Consider the following 20,087-nt stretch of genomic DNA (forward strand, 5'->3'; position numbering starts at 1 on the left):
CCGTTCTTAAGCCAAATCCGTTCATACCCGTGCAATACCCGCGCAGGTGTGCGAAGACCCGAGGAGACGAGATTGGCCGGCCTTGAACGCGTCAGGTTCATGGTGGTGGACGACAACGCCCACATGATCAATATCGTCAAGACGATCCTGCGCGGCTTCGGGGCCACGCAGATCTTCGAGGCGAAGGACGCCGCCGACGCCTTTCATCGCCTAAAGCACGACTCGATCGACATCGTCATCACCGACTACCAGATGGAGGTGCTGGACGGCATCGAGTTCATCAAGCTGGTGCGCAACTCGTCCGACAGCCCCAACCGCTACGTGCCGATCATCATGCTGACCGCGCACTCCGAGCGCTCGCGCGTCACCCAGTCGCGCGACGCCGGCGCCAACGAATTCTGCTGCAAGCCGGTGACGGCGCAGGAGCTATACCGCAAGGTCGTCGCCATCGTCGACTACCCGCGCCCCTTCATCAAGACCAGCCAGTATTTCGGGCCCGACCGCCGCCGCCGCCAGGACCCGAAGTACGAAGGCCCGGAGCGCCGCGACGGCTGGTCGGCCGACCACCAGCCGCCGATGAACGGCCGCGCGGCAGGATAGTCTCTTTGGTATTTCAGGATTGTCACGGCGCTCTGAAAAGGGCTGCCGTTATTTCCGTTTATAAAGACTTAAGACTCTCGACAATAGATTAACGCCGCGTTTACCCTGTTTTTTAATCCGAATCAGTGCCGGTTCACTGGCGTAAACAACAAAGGCAGATTTCAGCTTGACGGCAGGGCGCTCACATCCGCGCGTACAGGCGGGCACGACCGCCGGCGGTAAGACGCCCGGAAAGGCATCGCGCCGAGGCGCCTTGCGCAGCCAGGTCTCGCCCCTTCCCCTGCCCCTGTGGATGCGCCTCGGTGCGCTCAGCCTGGTCCTCGGCTCCATCCTCTTTTCCGGCTTGTCGACCATGCAGCTCGGCAATTCGCTGTCGGCCGACAAGGACCGCCAGGGCCAGGCCCTGCTCGACGACGCCCGCATCGACGCCGCCCGGCTCTATGGCCGGCTGGCCCTGGCCCATGCCGGGCTGGACGCGGCCGCGGCCCAACTGGCGGCGAAGCCCGACGCGCCACAGGCCGCCGTCGATACCGGCCTCAGGATTTCGCGCGGCACGCTGAAAAGCCTGGCCGTCGCCAGGACCGGCGAGGCCGGCGTGCCCGCCATCGCGGCCCAGGCCGGCCAGGACGAGGCCGAACTGCTGCGCCGCGCCGTGACGCACGACGACCGCGGCTTCGCGCTGCACACCGAGACCTCGCGCCTGACCGTTCAGGCGCGTCCCTATGCCGTGCTGAAGGGCGACGGCGGGGCGGCCCTGGCCGGTCGCCTCAGTCCCGACCTGCTCGATGCCGTAGCCAACGACCCTGGCGACGGTTTGACCGTCCTGGTGGCGCACGACGGCACTATCCTGGCCGCGTCCGACACCCGCCTGACCGGCCAGAGCGTCGACAAGGCCTTCGCCGTCTCGATCGGACAGCTCCGGGCGCGTGCCTCGTCGCGCAACCTGATCCAGGGCGCGGTGCCGGAAGGCGGCTTCATCAAGATCGCGTCGACGCCCGTCGATCCCGACGACGACACCAGCCCGCTGATCCTGTCGGCAACACCCTCGGCGCGCTTCTTTTCCCCTACAGCAAGCCTGATCAAGGGAGCCGTCTTCATCGCCGGACCGATGCTGATCGGCGTGCTGTTCGCCGCACTGCTGGTTTTCCAGGCGCGGCGCAACCGCGACGAAAGCCTGCAATTCCAGCTCAGCGAGCAGCGCTACCGTCTGGCCGTCGAAGCGGCGCGCTGCGGCATCTGGGACTGGGACCTGGAGCAGGGCCTGATTTACATGTCGGACGTGACCGGCGTCATGTTCGGCTGGGGCGGCGGCGGGGTCGCCACCACCGCCGAAGTTCTGGACCGTGTTTCGGCAGAACAGCGCCAGGCCATCGTCAAGGCCGTGGAGGAGGCCCGCTTCAAGGGCGTGCTCGACATGTCGCTGCGCATCCCGTCGGCCAGCGGCCAGACCTTGTGGATCGACGCCCGCGGCCAGGCCGTCGGCGAACGTTCGGGGGCCGGCTTCACGCGCATTTCGGGCGTGGCGGTCGATGTGACCGAGGAACGCCTGGCGCAACTTCGGGCCCAGCGCGCCGAATCGCGCCTGCTCGACGCCATCTCGTCGGTGTCCGACGCCTTCGTCCTGTGGGACCGCAAGGACCGGCTGCTGATGTGGAACAAGACCTTCGGCAAGACTTTCAATATCGACGAGCGCTTCCTGCGCGCCGGTACGCCGCGCCACCTGATCGAGCAGGTCATCCAGATCGCCATCCGGCAGCAACTGCCCGTGCCCGACGGACGGCCGGGCGTTATCGAGGCCGAGCTGAACGACGGCAAGTGGATCCAGATCTCGGAAAGCCGCACGCGCGAAGGCGGCCACGTCGTCACCGGCACCGACATCACCGCCGTCAAGCTGCAGGAAGAATACAGCCGCCGCAACGAAGAGAAGTTGCAGGCCCTGGTCGAACGGCTGGAGGACAGCCGCCGCCAGCAGGAGGTGCTGGCGCGCAAGTACGAGATCGCCAAGATCCGTGCCGAGGCCGCCAACCACGCCAAGAGCGAATTCCTGGCCAATATGAGCCACGAGCTGCGCACGCCGCTCAACGCCATCAACGGCTTCTCGGAGATTATGTCGGCCGAGATGTTCGGGCCGCTGGGCCATGCCCGCTACAAGGAATATGCCGGCGATATCCTCAATTCCGGCCAGCATCTCCTGAGCCTGATCAACGACATCCTCGACATGTCGAAGATCGAGGCCGGCAAGATGACCCTGCGCTTCGAGCCGATGGCGGTGGGCGAAGTCGTCGACGACGCCATGCGGCTGGTGCGCCAGCGCGCCGAGAAGGCCGGCCTGAAGCTGCGCACGCAACTGCCGGCCATGCCGGAGATCGAGGCCGACTACCGGGCGGTCAAGCAGGTGCTGCTCAACCTGCTGACCAATGCCATCAAGTTCACGCCGCAGGGGGGATCGATCACAGTGTCGGCGGCCCTGACCGAAGCCAGCGTCCACGTTACCGTCGCCGATACCGGCGTCGGCATCGCCGCCAAGGATCTGGAGCGCCTGGCCAAGCCGTTCGAGCAGGTCGAGAACCAGTTCGCCAAGACCAAGGAAGGCACGGGCCTCGGCCTGGCGCTGACCAAGTCGCTGACCGAAATGCACGGTGGCCGGATGGAGGTCGATTCCAGGCCCGGCGAAGGCACGCGCGTCCAGATCATCCTGCCGGTCAAGCAGGGAAAGAGCGAAGGCGCCATCCGCGCGGCGTAATGCCAAGGCCATTACGCTTTTTGCAGCTCAAGCGCAGCCGCACGGGCGGCCTCTTAATTCCTTCCCCGTTTACGGCGAAGGTGGCCGCGAAGCATAGCGAAGCAGACGGAAGGGGGAAGCCGAATGAAGCAAAAGACTTTGTGCTTCCACCATATTTCATCCCGCTCTCGCAGGCGCCCTGAAAATCGCGTTGTCTATTCAAACAAAAAGCCTCCCGTCATCGACGGGAGGCTTTGTTCGTTCAGGCTGACGCCCGGCCTTACTTGACCGGCAGAACCAGCGGCAGGTTGCGGCCGGCGCGGTTGATCAGCAGCAGGACCGAGGTGCGGCCCGCCTTCTTGGCGTCGTCGATGACGCGCGCGAAGTCGGACTGGCTGGTCAGGCTCTGCTGGTTGGCCAGCACGATCACGTCGCCCGGCTTCAGGCCTTGCTGGCCGCCGTCGCTCGACGCGTCGACATTGGTGATGACGACACCGTTGATGTCGTTGCCGATGCCATAGGCGCGGCGCGATTCCGGGGTCAGCGGCTTGACGCTGAGGCCGATGACCGGCGGCGTGCCGCTGGTCGAACCCGACGGGCCGGCGCTGTCGTCATTGCCGTTGTTGCCGTTCAGGCCCTTGGCCAGTTCGTCCTCGCCCGGGCGCAGGGCCGCGGTCAGGGTCAGGTTGACCATCTTGCCGCCGCGCAACACACCCAGGGTCACCTTTTCACCGACCTTGATGTCGGCGATGCGGCGCGTCAGCTCGGTCGGGCTCTTCACCGGCTGGCCGTTGACGGTCTTGACGATATCACCCAGCTGGATGCCCGCCTTGTCGGCCGGGCCGCCCTTGGTCAGGTCGGCCACATAGGCGCCGGTCGTGTCGGTGACGCCCAGAGCGCTGGCGGCTTCGTCGGTCACAGGCATGATCGACACGCCGATATAGCCGCGCTCGATCTTCACGCCCTTCATCAGCTGCGTCGTGATGCGGTTGGCGACATCGGCCGGGATGGCGAAGCCAACGCCGGCATTGGCGCCGGACGGCGTCACGATGGCTGTGTTGACGCCGATGACGCGGCCATAGAGGTCGAAGGTCGGGCCGCCCGAGTTACCCCGGTTGATCGCGGCGTCGATCTGCAGGTAGTCGACGTAATCGGCGCCCGAGTCCTTGAGGTCGCGGCCATAGGCCGAAACGATGCCGGCGGTGGCCGTGTTCGAGAAGTTGAACGGGTTGCCCATGGCGACGACCCAGTCGCCGACGCGCGGCTTGTGTTCCAGCTCGAAGCGGACGAACGGGAAGTCGTGGCCTTCGACCTTGAGCACCGCCAGGTCGGTGGCGACGTCGCGGCCCACGATCGTGGCCTTCAGCTGCTTGTCGTTGCTCAGCACGATCTGGATATCGGTCGCGCCTTCGATGACGTGGTTATTGGTGACGACATAACCGTCCGGCGACACGAAGAAGCCCGAGCCCGCGCCGCGGACCTCCTGCTCCTTGCCACCCTGGGCGCTGTCGTCGTCGCCATTGCCGCCGCCGGGGAAGTCGAACCCGGGCAGGTTCGGCAGGCCGGTCGGAATCTTCATCTTGCCCTTGGTCTGGATCGAGACGACGGCGGGCGACACGCGGTCGATCATGTCGGCAAACGACATGGGCGCCCCTGCGGGCGGCTTCACCGGCGTCAGGTCGCCGGTGCGGATCAGGGACGCACCGTCATAACCACCCACGCTGAGGCTGTGGTGGCTGATGCCGGTGATCGCGGCGGCAGCGACGCCGGCGCCGAGCGCCAGGCCGACCACGGCTCCGGCGACAGTCGACTTGTTCTTGGTGATGGCGCTCAGGTCCAGTTTCCCCATGATCTCTACATTCGTCCTTATGATCTCGGATAGCGGCAATCTGTGCTTTCCCGGGCCGGAATACAACCGCCCTGCTGCACAATTTCACCTTGGCGCACAGTCTAATCAAACCGCTGAGGCAAAATCGTGACACAAATTGGAAATGTCGCGGGCAGTGGCTATTCCGGCCGGGTCAGGTCGTCGAGCCGAGCCTGCTCGGCCTCGCTGAGCGCATAGGCCCGTGCCGCGCCGCGCCGCCGCGTCATGATCAGGAAGACCGCCACGCCGCCGATGACGATCAGCGGCGGCACGCCCCACAGGATCAGGTTCGACGCCGAAAGGCGCGGCCGGAACAGCACATAATCGCCGTAGTGCCGGTACAGGTCGGCGCGGATGGCGGCGTCGGACCGGCCGGCGGCAATCGCCTGGCGGATTTCGCGGCGCATGTCGGCGGCGATCGCCGCGTCGGAGTCGGCGATGTCCTGCCCCTGGCAGGCGACGCAGCGCACTTCAGTGAACAGTTTCTGCGCGCGCGCCTCATTGCCCGCCGGATCAGCATGGGCGGCCGCGGGGAGCAGCAGCAGGACGCTGAGGGCAAGAGCCTTCATACCTCCGCCTCCTTGAGCGTCCGCGCCCGGGTCGCCACCGCCACGCGCAGGCGGCGGTCGCACAGGCTCAAGACCCCGCCCAGCGCCATAAGCACGGGCCCCAGGAAGATCAGCCGCACCCAGGGGTTATAGAAGAAGCGGATCTGCCAGGCGGCCTGGCCCGCTTTTTCCTGCGGCTGGGCCATGACGACATAGAGGTCGCTCAGGGGCTCGAAACAAAGCCAGACCTTGGACTGGACGTCGTTGGACGCCGGATAAAAGCGGCGCTGCGGCCGCGCCTCGCACACCCGATGACCCGAAGCGTTCGTGATCGCGAAGACGCCGCCCTGCGCGTCGTAATTCTTGCCTTCGCTCTGGTAGGTCTTCTCGAAGGTCAGCGAATAGGCGCCGAGCCTGGCCGTGTCGCCGACCGCCATGACCTCTTGCAGGCTCAGTTTCGCGTGACTTTCGACGACCGCCCCCAGCACGAAGACACCCAGTCCGATATGGGCCAGCAGCATGCCGTGCGTCGCCAGCGGCAGGCCGAGGAAGCGCCGGACCGGATTGCCGCCGCGCGTGCGTTCCCACACCAGGCGCAGCGAGCCGAAAACCAGCCAGAAGCCGGTGAGCAGGCCGATGAAATAGCCGGCTTCGGCCAGGACATCGGGGCCTTTGTAAAGCAGCAGGCCGAGCGCCGCGCACAGGGCTGCGACGGCAAAGGCGATGGCAAGCCGTTGCAGTACGCCCTTCAGGTCGCTGCGCTTCCATGACATCAAGGCCGAGACCGGCACCACGGCCAGCCCCGCCACCATGATCGGACCGAAAACCATCAGGTAATAGGGCGCGCCGACCGACATGGCGCGGTCGAACACGGCCTGCATGAGCAGCGGATAGAGGGTGCCCAGGAAAACCGAGGTCAGGGCCGCCGACAGGAGCAGGTTGTTGAGCACCAGCGAGGCTTCGCGGCTGACCGGGGCGAACAGGCCGCCGGGCGCCAGGTTGGGCACGCGCAGGCCATACAGTGCAAATCCCGAGCCCGCGGTTACGAACAGGATCGAGACCAGCAGGATGCCGCGCTGCGGATCGACGGCGAAGGCATGCACCGAGGTCAGCAGGCCCGAACGCACCAGAAACGCGCCCATCATCGAGAAGGTGAAGGCCAGGATCGCCAGGAATACCGTCCACGCTTTCAAGGCGTCACGCTTCTCCATGACGATGGCGCTGTGCAGGAGCGCGGTCGCCGCCAGCCACGGCATGAAGGAGGCGTTTTCGACCGGGTCCCACGCCCACCAGCCGCCCCAGCCGAGTTCGTAATAGGCCCAGAAAGCGCCCAGCGTAATGCCGACCGTGAGAAAGCTCCACGCCACCAGCACCCAAGGCCGGACCCAGCGCGCCCAGGCACGATCGAGCCGGCCTTCGATCAGAGCCGCGACGGCAAAACTGAAGACGACCGAAAAACCGACATAGCCGAGGTAGAGCATCGGCGGGTGAAAGGCGAGCGCGGGGTCCTGCAGGGCCGGATTGAGCGACATCCCCTGCACCGGCGCCGGATCGAGCCGGGCCAGCGGATTGGAGCTGAACAGGGTAAAGCCGGTGAACGCCGCGCCCAGCAGCCCCTGCACCCCCAGCGCCTTATGGCGCAGGCTGGCGGGCAGGCCCTGCCCCAGCAGGGTGACCAGAGCGCCATAGACAAGAAGGATCGTGCACCACAGCAGCATCGAGCCTTCGTGACTGCCCCAGGCGCCCGATATCTTGTACAGCAGCGGCTTGTCGGTGTGCGAATGCTGATAGACGTTCTGCACCGAGAAGTCGGACCGGACAAAGGCGACGATCAGGATGACGAAGGAAACCGCCACAGCGACCGCTGCGGCCAGCGAGATGCCTTCGGCATAGCGTTCGAGGCCGCGCAGGGATTTAGACTGTCCGGCTGCCACGACCCCGGCCTGGACGGCGCTGAGCACGAAGGCGGCCGTCAGGCAGAACACGCCGATTTCGGTGATCGAAAAATTCATCAGAACGGCTTTTCCGCTTTGGGCGCCTCGGGCGCTGCGCCGGGACGCCATTCGCCCTGCTTCTTAAGTTCGTCAGACACGTTTTTCGGCATGTATTTCTCGTCGTGCTTGGCCAGGACCTGGGTCGCGGCCACCACGCCCGAAGTCGTTACCGCGCCTTCGCAAACCACGCCCTGCCCTTCGCGGAACAGGTCGGGCAGGTCGCCGTGATAGACGACCGGCACGGCTTCCAGCTTGTCCATGACGGTGAAATGCACGGTACCGTCGGGCGACTTCTGCACACTGCCCGCCTGCACCAGCCCGCCGAGGCGGATAAGGCGGCCGGACGGCACATGCGCGGCCAGCAGCTGCGCCGGCGTATAGAAATAGACGACCGTGCCCTTCAGCGCATAGAGGCTGAGGCCTACCGCGCCGCACAGCAGCGGCGCGGCGATCAGGAAGACAGTCAGGCGGCGGCGCGCCTTCACCGATTTCGGCCAGAAACCCATTATTGGCCTCCTGTATTTTCGGCGCCGACAGCGCCCTGCGCCCGCGCCAGGATCGACTGCGCGATGTCGGGCCGGTCGCGGTAATGCGCCTTCATGTCGGTTTCGGCCCTGGTGCGCGCGGCACTGTCGCCCAGCACGTCATACGACCGCAGAAGGCGCGCCCAGCCGTCGGCATTGTCGGGATCGGCCTTCAGCTGCGCCGCCAGCCCCGCCACCATGCCGCCGATGCGCGTCTTCGTCGCGGCTTCTGCCTTTTCGGCGACGTCGACGGCCTTCATCTGCTCGGCCACCACGGTGCGGCGGACGTCGTCGGGCGCCAGGCCCGACAGCGCCGCGGAAAAGTCGGCGCGCGCGGCGTCGTAACGGCCGGCGTCGAGGTTCATCTTGCCAAGGTAATAGTGCGCGCGCGTGTCGGTCGGGTCCATGGCCAGCGCCTTGTCGAAGGCTGCCCGGGCGTCGCCGCTGACCTTGCCGCCGGCGATGAAGGCCAAGGCCTCGCCCAGTTCCGACCAGGCGGCGAAGCTGGCCGGGGCCAGGCTTTCGGCGCGTTCGAATTCCTTGGCGGCCTGGTAGGCGTGGCCGGCCAGCATGTCCTTGCGCGCCAGGAAGGTCCAGAAGACGGGATCTTTCGCGTTGCGCACCACGCCCTGGCGCAGGACCGCCGCCAGCACTTCGGGCGAGACATCGTCCGGGTTCTGCTGCGCGGCGTGCGTCCAGGCCTGGAGGCGCGCCTTGTACGGCTGGTCGGGGATCAACGGACGGCCGGTGAACAGGACATAGAGGACGAAGGTGACCGCCGCCGTGGCGAAGATCAGGCCCGCCACCAGCCTGGGGCGCACGGTTATGGCCGGCGCCGTTTCGGCTTCGGCCTTCAACAGCGCCCGCGCCGCCTCGACGCGTTCTTCGTTGCCGAGGTCCGCGTCGATCTCGCCGCGCTGCTCACGGCGTTCGACGTCGGAGACGAAGGCGGCATAGAGCGCCTTGGCGTGAACCAGGCCGTCGGCCGGCAGGCGGCGCTGCCACAGGGCAACGACGCAGACCAGAATCGCGGTGATCAGGGCACAGGCAAGGGCCAGAAACAGCATGGAGCCGGGTATAGCCGAATTTCAGCCAAAACCAAGGATGAAGCGTGGGGCGTGCGGCGCGAAGTCGCAGACACCGATCACACGTCCAACAGCGATTACCTCGCTGTTGGACGTGTGATCGCCCGGCGCCACGCGTTTGGCGAGCCATGCGGCGTTTGCGCTGAAAAAGCCTGGCCCTTCGGGCTAGGCAGCGTTCGGCTTGGGCGGATTATTGACGTTGGAAGACGCAATACGGCGGCGGCCGACGACAGCCTTTTCCTCACCGCACAGGGCCTGCATCAAATCGGTCACCAGTTCGAAATACTGCATGACCTGATCGGTTTCGAACGGATCCTCGCCATTGGCGATGTCGAGCAGGGCCTCGAAATAGCTGTCGAGCATGCTTTCCAGCGCCTGCACGGTCTTGGCGTGCAACGAAGCAAAGCCGCCGGAATTGGCCGTGGCGCGGACTTCGCGGATAAAAGCCGCGACATTGGCGGCCTTGACGACGGCCTCGGGCTTGGGGAATTTCTCGATGCGCGGCACATCTTTCTTGATGCGGCCGTAAAGGCGCTCGGTCTTGAGCGGCAAGGCATCCTGAAAGACGCGCTCGGCGCCCTTGAGCTGCGTTTCGACCATCTCGGCGATCTGCTTGTGTGCGTCGCTGATACGCTTGCCCCACGGACCGTCGCGCGACAGTTCGATATAGGTGGCAAAAGATTGCAATTGGTTGAGCACGCGCGCCACGCGATCGCCGGCGCCGTGCAGGTCGTCGCCCGCCTTGGACGCCGAGGCCGTCTTCCCCGACATGAAGGCCTTGAGATCGCCAAGGCTTTCGGCAATGCGGTCCAGAATGCGTTCGCCGAACTCAGCCAGTTCGGACTCGGCCAGGAAACGGTCGTTCGGCCGGTCGGACACGGTGGCGACGAACTTGATGATCTGCGCGCCGTCTTCCAGGTTGGCGAACAGGATTTCCATGAAACGCGTGCCGCCCTCGTCCGAAATGGCGCACGCGTCCTTGAACATCAGGCGCAGAGCCGCCGCTTTTTCAGCGTCGATACGGCCCATCAGTTCGGGCAGGCGCGCCAGCACGGTCCGCGAAATGCGATGCAGGTCGAGATAGTTGGCGAATTCCAGGACTTCGGCTTCGTCGCCGCGTTCGCGCTTCGACGGCAGGATTTCAGCCGGATTTTCCCGCAGGATGGCCGCACCTGACGTCACCAGGCGGAAGAAGACCACCGGCGTCGGATCTTCGGCACGCAGGCCGCGCAGCGCATAACGCGCTTCCTGATAGAGCTCCGGCTCGCGCTTTTCGAGCGAGCGCCACAGGTTGTCGAGCACCCATTCCGGAAATTCGACGGCGTCCAGGCCGTCTTCGCGGCTTTCGAACAGCGGCATGAAGGGCGCAAATACAGCGTCGCGGGCGTTGCGGAACTCGCGTTCGACCATGATGATGTCGCGGACTTCGATCAGCGCGGCATCCTTGGTGACGCCCAGCGCCAGCTCAAGCGAACGCAGCGAGGATTGCGGCAAGGTCTTGATAAGACCTCGAAGCAAATGAAGCCGCTTGTCTGCGATTACGCCCATTGAAGTGAACCAGTCCCGGCAGTCCGATACGGACTGTGCACCCGAAATGATTAAGGAGGTTCGGTTAATTTTCTCTGACGGTAAATCTAGACCGTTTGCACTATTTTCCCAAGGAATTGCATAGGGAAAAACAACTTATCTGCCGTCCATCTCCATCATGCCCGGCAGGCGGATTTTTACCTTGAGGCCGCCCAGCGCCGCGCGCTCGAACTTGAGCTGGCCGCCATAGGCGCGCACCAGCTCGTCGACGATCGACAGGCCTAGGCCCGTACCTGGCACGCTTTCATCGAGGCGCGCGCCGCGTTTCAGCACGTCTTCGAAGCGGGATTCGTCGAGCCCCGGCCCGTCGTCCTCGATCGCCAGGTTAAGCACCTGCTCGTCTTCGATGAATTCGGCGGTGATACGAATACGGCGCTTGCACCATATGCAGGCGTTTTCCAGCAGGTTGCCGGCGATTTCCTGGAAGTCCTGACGCTCACCCCGGAAAGCCAGGCCGTCGGGCGCGCGCCAGTCGATGATGACACCCTTGTCCTGGAAGACCTGTTCCAGCATCACCGCAAGCTCGTCGAGCACCGGCTCGACGGGCGTCCGCTCGCCCAGGGTCTGGGCGCGCGCCGCCGCGCGGGCCCGCCTGAGATGGTGGTCGACCTGGCCGCGCATGGTCTCGGTCTGCTTGCGGACCGTTTCGGGCAGGGCACCATCGGCGTCGCCCGCCGCCGTCAGCAGCACCGACAAGGGCGTCTTCAAGGCATGCGCCAGATTGCCGACGTGCATGCGCTGGCGTTCCATCATCTCCTGGGCGTCATCGAGAAAGGCGTTGATCTGCCCGGCGACCGGCGTGATCTCGGCGGGATAGGTCTTGACGACCCGTTGCTGTTCACCGCGCTGGATGCCGGCGATTTCCCCCGTCAGGTCGAAGAGAGGCCGCAGGCCGATGCGCACCTGAAAGAAGATCGACAGCAGCGAGCCGATCGCCAGGATCAGCAGCGCCAGGGCCGTCACCAGGCCGAAGGTGCGGACGTCCTTGTCCATCGGGTTGCGGTCCTCGCCGGCCATGAAGACGAAGTTGCGCTGCTGGATGACCGAGAAGATCGCCGCCACACGCAGCTGCTGATTTTGCGGACCGACTTCGTTGTAATAGACCGGCTCGCCAGGCTTATGCCGTGCCTCGGCCAGCGCGTCCGGGGGAATGGTCATCGTGACGTGCCACAGCGAGCGCGAGCTGTCCTTTACGACGGGCTGACCGTTGACGACTTCCGTCACCTGCCAGTACAGCCCGGAATAGAGAAGCGTCGAACGGGCGTCGGATATCGGCGTGCTGACGCTGCCGTCGGACTCGATATTGGTGCCGGCGTAGAGGTTGTTGGCGATCTGCCCGACATTGAGCTGGAACCGCTGCAGCGCCGCCTCATGGAAGTACATGGTCAGCGCGATGCCGGTAATGACCAGTGAGAAGATGAACCAGGCCGAGGCCAGGCGGATCAGGCGCCCGACCAGCGAGTTGCGGCTATGGGTCAGCCGGGAAACAACCCTGCCGATCCACTGCAGCGGCGTCACAGGTTACCGACTTCGTCGTGCAGCGGTTTCAAACGATAGCCCAGGCCGCGCACGGTTTCGATGCGGTCATTGCCGATCTTCTTGCGCAGGCGGCCCATGAAAACTTCGATCGTGTTGGAATCGCGGTCGAAATCCTGGTCGTAAAGATGCTCGACCAGCTCGGTGCGCGAAATCACGCGGTTCTGGTGCAGCATCAGGTAGTGCAGAAGGCGATATTCCAGCGACGTCAGGCGCAGGGGTTCGCCATTGACCGAGGCGCGCGCGGCGCGCGGATCGAGCCGCAGCCCCCCGCAAACCAGCAGCGGCTGGGCGTGGCCGGCGGCGCGCCGGACAAGCGCGCGCAGCCGTGCAAGCAATTCCTCGGTATGGAAAGGCTTGGTCAGGTAGTCGTCGGCGCCGGCGTCGAAGCCCGCCACCTTGTCGCTCCACGCCCCGCGCGCCGTCAGGATCAGCACAGGCGTCGTCTTGTTTTCCCGCCGCCACCGTTCCAGCACCGACACGCCGTCGATCTTGGGCAGGCCAAGGTCGAGGATGATGCAGTCATAGGGCTCGGTGTCACCCAGGAAATGCGCCTCCTCGCCGTCAGGCGCGTGGTCGACGACATAGCCGGCGTCGGACAGGGATGCCTTCAGCTGGCGCGACAGGTCGGGATCGTCTTCGGCAAGGAGGATGCGCAAGGCTTTGGTCTCTCTGAAAAGGGCGTGTGCCGCTTAGCGCTCGCCGACGATGCGGCCCGAGTCGGTATCGACCAGCAGGTCGACGCGGCCCCGCTCGGTGGCGACGCGTACCCAGAAGATTGAGCCGCTTTGCTGACCGGCGTCAAGCACGTGGCCACGGCTCGACGCAATCGCAATGGCGCGGTTGATACGGTTGTCGCGGCGGTCTTCGCCGCCACGGTCGCGGCCGCCATTGTTCCAGCGGCCGTCATCGCGATCGTCGCGATTGTCCTTGCGGTCGTCGCCGTCGCGGCGGCGCCAGTGATCCTGGTCGGCATCGAGCGCGGCATTGATGATGGCGCCCAGCTTGACGCCCATCACGGCTTCGGCCGCAACCGGCCTGGCCGCTGCCTGGGAGGCAGGCGCGGCAAGGATCAATGCCAGGGCCAGAAGGGTGCAAATCCGTTTCATGCCGACGACTTTAGAGGTCTCCACCTGAATATTAGCTGAACGGAAATATCAAAACGGACACAATTCCCGCATCGCGGCAAACGCCCGTCACTTCTTTCGTGAGGTGACGCTGGGCGTGTACGGCGCCTGCTCGCGCCAGCGCTTCGCCAGTTCGGTCAACTCGGTGTAGAAAGGCTCCGGTTTGTTGTCCGGCAAGGCGATGGCGATGTGGGCGAATAGGTCGCCCCGCGCATCCTTGGCGCCGTCCTTGACGAAACCGCCCCGGCCCTTCAGGCGCAGGACACCGCCGGAATTGGTGCCGGCGGCGATGGTGACGCTGACCGGCCCGTCCGGCGTCGGCGCCTGGATCTTGCCGCCCAGCAGCGCATCCGGCAGCGACACGAACAGGTCCATGTGCAGGTCGTTGCCTTCGGCGCGGAAGACCGGGTGCGGCCGGACCGACAACTCGGCCAGCACATCGCCCGGCGTGCCGCGGCCACCCGGCGCCGGCGAGCCCTGGCCCTTGAGGCGCAGGGTCTGGCCGTCGCGGCTGCCCTTGGGAATGGCGACGTCGACCGTACGCCCGTCCGACAGCAGCACGCGGCGCGTATTGCCGACAATGGTGTCGAGGAGATCGATCTCCAGCCTGATCTTTACGTCGGAACCCTTTTGCGGGGCGCCCTGGCCAAAGCCGCCGCCGCCGAAACCACCCCCGAAACCGCCGGCGCCCGGACGGCGTCCGCCGCCGCCGAACATGTCGAAGATGTCCTCGAAGTCCATGCCTTCGAAACGGCCGTTTCCGCCGGCGCCACCAGAACCGCCGCCAGCCCCGGCGCCGCCACCGAAGCCGCGATAGATTTCGCGGCCGTCGGCATCGATCTCGCCACGGTCGAAGCGCCTGCGTTTGTCGGCGTCCTTCAGGAAGTCATAGGCCGCCGTGACGCGTTTGAAGCGCTCCTCGCTGGCCTTGTTCCCCTTGTTCTGGTCGGGATGCAGTTCCTTGGCCAGCTTGCGGAACGCCTTCTGGATATCGGCGTCGCTGGAATCACGCTTGACGCCCAGTTCGCTGTAAGGGTCGGTAGCCACGTAAAAATAGTCCTCCTGGGCAGGAATGTTGTCCTATCGGGAAAGTTTTCAAGTAGCAAGCACGCGAAGCGTGCCGGCGACTTGAGTCTTGCTTGGCGCGGCGGGGCCGCGCCGGCATGGCGCACGAGCGCCCGCGCCCAAAGACCGTAAGGACTGGCGCGCTTGCCGAAATCCGTGCAGGTAACTTAAGAACGCTAACCGCTATTAACCGTTTCCGGAAACGGCGTTTAAAGCCTGTTTGCTTATAGTTTCCGGCAATGGCTGGTATTGCGACAGGCTGGGGAAAGAAAAAGGCATGGCTGATGGCCATGACCGTGGCTGCGTTTGCGCCCGTCTGCGTGTCCGCCAGCCCCGACAGCCTGACCGAGACCGCCGTCAAACGCTATTTCCTGGCCCAGGCCGATGTGCGCTGCCACCTGCTGACCCCCGCCGCGTCGATGGCGGTCACGGCCGGCTACCTGCAGGCGCGCAACGCCTCGATCCGCGCAAGCGGCACCATGGGCGCGCTGACGCCCTGGCTCGAACAGGCCCGCGCCGCCGCCGCCAATGCGCCGTGCGACGCGCCGCAACTCCGTGCCGCCGCGACCCAGGCCCAGGACGCCTATCGCGGCTTCGTCGCCCAGCCCCGCCTCGACCTCGGCGACTGGACCGGCGATCGCAGCTATCCCGACACGTCCGCCTGGCGCCTGGCGCAGTATCAGTCGACCAGCGGCGCCGATGCCGTGCTCGGCCTCTATGGCACGCTCAGCGACGCCCGCTTCGTCGTCATGGCGCACTTCGCCGACGGCGCCCGCCCCTATTCCGCGCGCCTCCTGGTGCGCAACGCCGACGTCGTCAGCGCCGGCCTGATCAACCGCGCGCCACGCGAGCTGAGCCCGGCCGCGCCGCTCGGCTTCACGTCCGCCACCACGCTCAGCTTCACCGCGCGCGACAGCGCCGATGTCCGGATCGCGCTCAAGCCCGAAGTCCGCAGCAACGAAGCCGGCTTCTCACTGACCGGCGGTTTCGTCGGCAAGGCCGAGGCCGACGACGCCGTGCGCTTCGATCTGCCGACCGCCGCCTGGCGGGCCATGGCGCCGCTCGACCCGCGCGAGGACGTGGTCGTCGCCTTCGACTGCGACGACGGACCGCGCTACATGCGCTTCACCGTCGGCGACTTCCTGACCGGCCTGACCTTCGTCCGCCTGCCCAGCCCTTACGGCCAGAGGCTTTAATTCGTTGTTTTTTTAATAAAAAAGCCGCCGGCAGCGTCTGCCGGCGGCTTTTTGAATTTGCGAGGTAACAGCGCGGCCTGCCAGGCCCCTAAAAGAACCTCCGGTTCGCAATCCCTGCGAACCGGCAAGCGCGCCAGTCCTTACGGTCTTTGGGCGCCCCCGCTCGTGCGGCGTACCCGCGCGGCTTTGCCGCGCCAGGCATCAAGCCGCCATGCGGTGCCAGACTTCCTGATCGACCTTGGAGGCATTCAGCATGCCCATCATCTGTTGCTGGTACATGGCGCCCAGCACGATTTCATTGATCGACTTGAAGTCGGTTTCCACGGTTTCCGGTGGACCGCCGGTGGCCGTCGCGAAGAACTGCGCCGCGTTGACGCGCGGGCGCTTGAGCGTGATCAGGTAAGCCAGGCGCTTGGCGCGCTCGGGATTCCTGCGGTGCGCCATCGGATCCTGCGCGAACATTTCCTGGCCCAGATAGGCGACATATTCGATCGTCAGCGCGGAAAAGCGCTCGTCGTCGAGCGGATGGCTCATGCGCTCGGTATCGATGTCGAGGATCAGGTCGTTCAGCAGAAAAAACAAAAGCAACACCTTACAGAGTGGACTATGACGGCCACTGTACACGCAAGGCTTTCATGTTCTGTTGAGAGACAGAGTTAATCCCTGTAAATGAAAGAAAAATCCGGCTTTACAGCGACGGATCGACGCGCTCGGTCAGAAAGTGGCGGCCTTCCGCATCCTCGATCTCGACCACCCACAGATCAGGGTCGTAACGCAGCTGGCGCGCGATCCAGTCATCGATATCGGGCTCGTTCACCGTCTCCACCGGCCGCATCCACACCGTATCCTCGCCCGTCTGGGCTTCGCGCAGAACACAGGCGTCGCGCGTGCGCAGGTTCAGCACCTTGACCAGCACGGCGCCGAACTGCGGATGGCCCTTGCGCGCGATAAAGGCGAAGGATCCGGCCTGTTCGACGCGGCGGACCAGGGCGCCGACCCATATATCGGAGGACAGAAGCATGCCCCGAACTGATCTCACCCGCCGCTCAAGTCAATAAAAAAGGCGGCGCCGGATGACGCCGCCTCCGATCGGGGTGTCCCGCGCCCTACGGATTGGGCGAGGTATAGACGGGCTGGCCGTTGGCCGTGATGCCGGCCCACTGCTTGCGCACCATGGTCTTTACGGTTGCCGGCATCGGCACGTAGTCGAGGGTGCCGGCATTGGCGTCGCCGTTCTGATAGGCCCAGTCGAAGAACTTCAATACCGCCGCGCCCTTGGACGCGTCCTTCTGCGCCTTGTGCACCAGGATGAAGGTCGCGCCGGTCAGCGGCCAGGCGTCCTTGCCGGGCTGGTCGAGCAGCAGCAGGTAGTTGCCGGCAGCCTTGTCCCAGTCGGCGCTGGCGGCGGCGGCGGAGAACGAGTCCGCGCTCGGGGCCGGATAGTTGCCGGCCTTGTTCTTCACCAGGGCGAACGGCGCATTGCTTTTCTTGGCATAGGCGTATTCGACGTAGCCGATCGAGCCCACCGTCTGCTTGACGAAGGCCGAGACGCCGTCATTGCCCTTGCCGCCCAGGCCGACGGGCCATTCGACCGTATCGGACGCACCGACCTTGGACGACCATTCCGGCGATTGCGAAGCCAGGTAGGTGGTGAACAGGAACGAGGTGCCCGAACCGTCCGAACGGTGCACGACCGTGATCGGCGCGGCCGGCAGTTTGACGCCCGGATTGAGCGCGGTGATCGCCGGATCGTTCCAGGTCTTGACCTTGCCGAGGAAGATGTCCGCCAGCAACGGCCCCGTCAGCTTCAGCTGGCCGGGCTCGACGCCCGCCACATTGATCATCGGCACGATGCCGCCCATGACCGTCGGGAACTGGTAGAGGCCGTTCTTATCGAGGTCCTCGGGCTTCAGCGGCTTGTCGCTGGCGCCAAAATCGACCGTGCCGGCTTCGATCTGCTTGATGCCGCCGCCGGAGCCGATGGCCTGGTAATTGAAGGTCGTCTTGGCGTCCGTCTTGTAGGTCTGGGCCCAGGCGGAATAAAGCGGCGCCGGGAAGGTCGCGCCGGCGCCGGAAATCGACGAAGCCGGTTCCGAAGCGGTTTTGGACTGGCTGCACGCGGCAAGCGAAGCCAGCAGCGCCAGGGCGAGGATCTTTTTCAACACCGGTTTTCTCCGTAAGGGACGGTTGGACTTAAAGACGGCTAAAAGTGCATCGGACTTTGCGACGCACGGATTACATGTCCATAAGCAGGCCCATGGGAATCAGGCAAGGACGTGCAAAATTTCGATAAGCGTGCATAGTCGCCGTGTCATTTCCCGTCAATTCGGATCGTCGCCGCCGATTTACCGTGTGCCTTATGGTTAATCTTCTCTTTACGCGCGAGACCTTTCGTCACGCGCGGAAATCCGGCTAAAATCCAAAGGATTCCATCCATCGGCCGCAAAATCGCGGCCAAAAGGATTACGGTGCGCGCGTCGCTAAAAGCCTATTTCTCCGGTGATACCGGCCCTTCGGGGCTGACCGCGGGGCTGCGCGTCATCGTCTGGCACCTGGGTTGGGCAGGCTGCCAGCTGGCGGGCCTGCTGGGCCTGCTCTTCCTGCCGGCCGGCCCGTTCGTGCTGCTTTCCCTGCTGGCCATGGCCATTCCGGGTTTTGCGGCCATAACCCTGATGTTCCGCGACACGCCGCCCCTGCGCCAGGCCCTGGTCTGGCTGTGGGCCGCCTTCGCCTGCATCGCCGTGACCCTGACCGGCGGCATCGCCGGTCCTCTGGCGGTCTGGGCCGCCATGCCGCTCGGCGCCGCGGTCGTCCTCAACCAACGCCGCCTGATCACCCTGGGCGCGACACTGTCGCTGATGAACGCGCTGATCGCCATCATGATCAGCATCGGCGGCGGCATCCACATGCCCGACGAACAGGAATCCTTCTGGCTGTCGCTGATCGCCGTCATGACCTTCGTGCTGGGCGTCAGCGTCGCGCTCCTGCCGGCCCTGCGCTCGCGCAGCGAACGCGCCGACGACGCCGAAGAAGCGCGCGCGCGCCTGATGAAGATCATCACCGAGCAGCCGCAACTGATCCTGGCCTTCGACGAGCGCGGGCGCGTGCTGTCGGCCTACGGTGAAGCGCCTTCGGGCCTCGATCTGCATATCCTCATGCAGACCGGCCTTTACGGCGCCGCCCATCCCGGCGACCGCCAGGCCGTGGCCGCCGCCGTCGAGACCGCCGTCGCCCATGGCCGTGCCGAGATCGGCTTCGCACCGCACGGCGCCATGGACCATTATCTTTATCTCTCGATGCGCCGGGCATCCGACGACCGGCTTTACGGCGCCATCCGCGACGGCTCGCTGCAACACGCCCGCGAAGCCGCCCTGGAATCCGCCCGCGCCGACGCCGAGGCGCTGAACCAGGGCAAGACGCGCTTCCTGGCCAGCATGAGCCACGAATTGCGCACGCCGCTCAATGCGGTCATCGGCTTTTCCGACATCATGCGGCTGAAGCTGTTCGGCGACCTGCCGCCGAAATATGCCGACTATGCGCAGCTGATCTGGGAATCCGGCCAGCACGTGCTCGACATGATCAACGACGTGCTCGACATGTCGAAGATCGAGGCCCAGCGCTACGAGCTGACGCTGGAAAGCTTCGACATCCGCGAGCCCGTATCCCAGGCCCTGCGCCTGATGCGCTCGGCGGCCCACGACCGGGGCATCGACATCCATTCGGCCATGCCGGCCCACGCCCTGACCGTCAGCGCCGACAAGCGCGCCGTCAAGCAAATCGCGCTGAACCTCCTGTCCAACGCCGTCAAGTTCACGCCCCAGGGCGGCAGCATCCGTCTGACCCTGACCGAGACCGGCGACGCCGTCGACATTTCCGTCACCGACACCGGCATCGGCATCGCGCCCGAGGACCTTAACCGCATCGGCCAACCCTACGAACAGGCGGGCGCACCGGAACAGAAGGCCATGGGCACGGGGCTCGGCCTGTCGATCGTCAAGGCCATGGCGCATATGCACGGCGGGCAGATGACCCTCCGCTCGACCCTGGGCGAAGGCACCGAGGTCATGGTGCGCCTGCCGGTCCGCGCCGCCGCGGCGGCCACCGACACCGCGCCGCAGGCCGTCAGCATCGACCCGCTGAAGGACCACAACGAAACGCCCGAGGCGCTGAAAGGCTTCGGGGAATTCGTCATCCGCCCGCGGCCGTAGCGGGTAACCCAAGTTTAAAACGTCTCTG

General features: G+C 65.3%; 17 protein-coding genes. 4 read left to right on the forward strand and 13 right to left on the reverse strand.

What is annotated here, in order from left to right:
* The first annotated feature begins 72 nt into the window (after window positions 1–72).
* Together AB8717_RS16955 and AB8717_RS16960 are read left to right on the forward strand one after the other, a co-directional pair.
* On the forward strand, window positions 73–600 hold the full coding sequence (locus AB8717_RS16955) for a response regulator (protein WP_443748492.1): 528 nt from the start codon (window positions 73–75) through the stop codon (window positions 598–600).
* Window positions 601–853: 253 nt separating this feature from the next.
* Window positions 854–3,343, forward strand: a complete 2,490-nt coding sequence (locus AB8717_RS16960; protein ID WP_443748493.1) for a PAS domain-containing sensor histidine kinase — start codon at window positions 854–856, stop codon at window positions 3,341–3,343.
* A 259-nt stretch (window positions 3,344–3,602) separates the two neighbouring features.
* Here the strand turns inward: AB8717_RS16960 and AB8717_RS16965 are convergent, their stop codons facing one another.
* The 10 genes from AB8717_RS16965 to AB8717_RS17010 all read right to left on the reverse strand — a co-directional run bounded on the left by AB8717_RS16965 (window position 3,603) and on the right by AB8717_RS17010 (window position 14,637).
* Window positions 3,603–5,171 (reverse strand): Do family serine endopeptidase, encoded by a 1,569-nt coding sequence (locus tag AB8717_RS16965; RefSeq protein WP_443748494.1) that lies wholly within the window; start codon window positions 5,169–5,171, stop codon window positions 3,603–3,605.
* 158 nt (window positions 5,172–5,329) lie between these two features.
* Complete coding sequence (locus AB8717_RS16970; RefSeq protein WP_443748495.1) at window positions 5,330–5,758, reverse strand: cytochrome c-type biogenesis protein; 429 nt, start codon at window positions 5,756–5,758, stop codon at window positions 5,330–5,332.
* Window positions 5,755–7,749: a heme lyase CcmF/NrfE family subunit gene (locus AB8717_RS16975; protein WP_443748496.1), complete on the reverse strand. Its 1,995-nt coding sequence runs from the start codon at window positions 7,747–7,749 to the stop codon at window positions 5,755–5,757. The genes AB8717_RS16970 and AB8717_RS16975 overlap by 4 nt, the downstream gene beginning before the upstream one ends.
* Entirely contained in the window at window positions 7,749–8,237 is a 489-nt protein-coding gene (gene ccmE, locus AB8717_RS16980) for a cytochrome c maturation protein CcmE (RefSeq protein ID WP_443748497.1), read from the reverse strand. The genes AB8717_RS16975 and ccmE overlap by 1 nt, the downstream gene beginning before the upstream one ends.
* Window positions 8,237–9,322 carry a tetratricopeptide repeat protein gene (locus tag AB8717_RS16985; protein WP_443748498.1) on the reverse strand — a complete coding sequence of 362 codons (1,086 nt, stop codon included), beginning with the start codon at window positions 9,320–9,322 and terminating at the stop codon, window positions 8,237–8,239. The genes ccmE and AB8717_RS16985 overlap by 1 nt, the downstream gene beginning before the upstream one ends.
* A 183-nt stretch (window positions 9,323–9,505) precedes the next feature.
* The gene (locus AB8717_RS16990; RefSeq protein ID WP_443748499.1) at window positions 9,506–10,858 is read right to left on the reverse strand and encodes a hypothetical protein; all 1,353 of its coding nucleotides are present in this window, start codon (window positions 10,856–10,858) and stop codon (window positions 9,506–9,508) included.
* 165 nt (window positions 10,859–11,023) lie between these two features.
* Window positions 11,024–12,445, reverse strand: a complete 1,422-nt coding sequence (locus AB8717_RS16995) for an ATP-binding protein (RefSeq protein WP_443748500.1) — start codon at window positions 12,443–12,445, stop codon at window positions 11,024–11,026.
* A complete protein-coding gene (locus AB8717_RS17000) occupies window positions 12,442–13,122 on the reverse strand; it encodes a response regulator transcription factor (RefSeq protein ID WP_443748501.1) in 681 nt (226 codons plus the stop codon). The genes AB8717_RS16995 and AB8717_RS17000 overlap by 4 nt, the downstream gene beginning before the upstream one ends.
* A 33-nt stretch (window positions 13,123–13,155) precedes the next feature.
* Window positions 13,156–13,572, reverse strand: a complete 417-nt coding sequence (locus tag AB8717_RS17005; protein ID WP_443748502.1) for a hypothetical protein — start codon at window positions 13,570–13,572, stop codon at window positions 13,156–13,158.
* An 87-nt stretch (window positions 13,573–13,659) separates the two neighbouring features.
* The gene (locus AB8717_RS17010; protein WP_443748503.1) at window positions 13,660–14,637 is read right to left on the reverse strand and encodes a DnaJ C-terminal domain-containing protein; all 978 of its coding nucleotides are present in this window, start codon (window positions 14,635–14,637) and stop codon (window positions 13,660–13,662) included.
* Window positions 14,638–14,939: 302 nt separating this feature from the next.
* Here AB8717_RS17010 and AB8717_RS17015 point away from each other — a divergent pair, with 302 nt between their 5' ends.
* Window positions 14,940–15,851, forward strand: a complete 912-nt coding sequence (locus AB8717_RS17015; RefSeq protein WP_443748504.1) for a hypothetical protein — start codon at window positions 14,940–14,942, stop codon at window positions 15,849–15,851.
* 201 nt (window positions 15,852–16,052) lie between these two features.
* Here AB8717_RS17015 and AB8717_RS17020 read toward each other — a convergent pair whose 3' ends face one another.
* The 3 genes from AB8717_RS17020 to pstS form a co-directional block, all read right to left on the reverse strand.
* Entirely contained in the window at window positions 16,053–16,442 is a 390-nt protein-coding gene (locus tag AB8717_RS17020) for a hypothetical protein (RefSeq protein WP_443748505.1), read from the reverse strand.
* A gap of 97 nt (window positions 16,443–16,539) precedes the next feature.
* Window positions 16,540–16,872: a DUF1491 family protein gene (locus tag AB8717_RS17025; RefSeq protein ID WP_443748506.1), complete on the reverse strand. Its 333-nt coding sequence runs from the start codon at window positions 16,870–16,872 to the stop codon at window positions 16,540–16,542.
* Window positions 16,873–16,957: 85 nt separating this feature from the next.
* On the reverse strand, window positions 16,958–18,016 hold the full coding sequence (pstS, locus tag AB8717_RS17030; protein ID WP_443748507.1) for a phosphate ABC transporter substrate-binding protein PstS: 1,059 nt from the start codon (window positions 18,014–18,016) through the stop codon (window positions 16,958–16,960).
* A 303-nt stretch (window positions 18,017–18,319) separates the two neighbouring features.
* Here pstS and AB8717_RS17035 point away from each other — a divergent pair, with 303 nt between their 5' ends.
* Complete coding sequence (locus AB8717_RS17035; RefSeq protein ID WP_443748508.1) at window positions 18,320–20,059, forward strand: sensor histidine kinase; 1,740 nt, start codon at window positions 18,320–18,322, stop codon at window positions 20,057–20,059.
* Window positions 20,060–20,087 lie beyond the last annotated feature (28 nt).

Source organism: Asticcacaulis solisilvae, from assembly GCF_052327315.1.
Taxonomy (GTDB): domain Bacteria; phylum Pseudomonadota; class Alphaproteobacteria; order Caulobacterales; family Caulobacteraceae; genus Asticcacaulis; species Asticcacaulis solisilvae_B.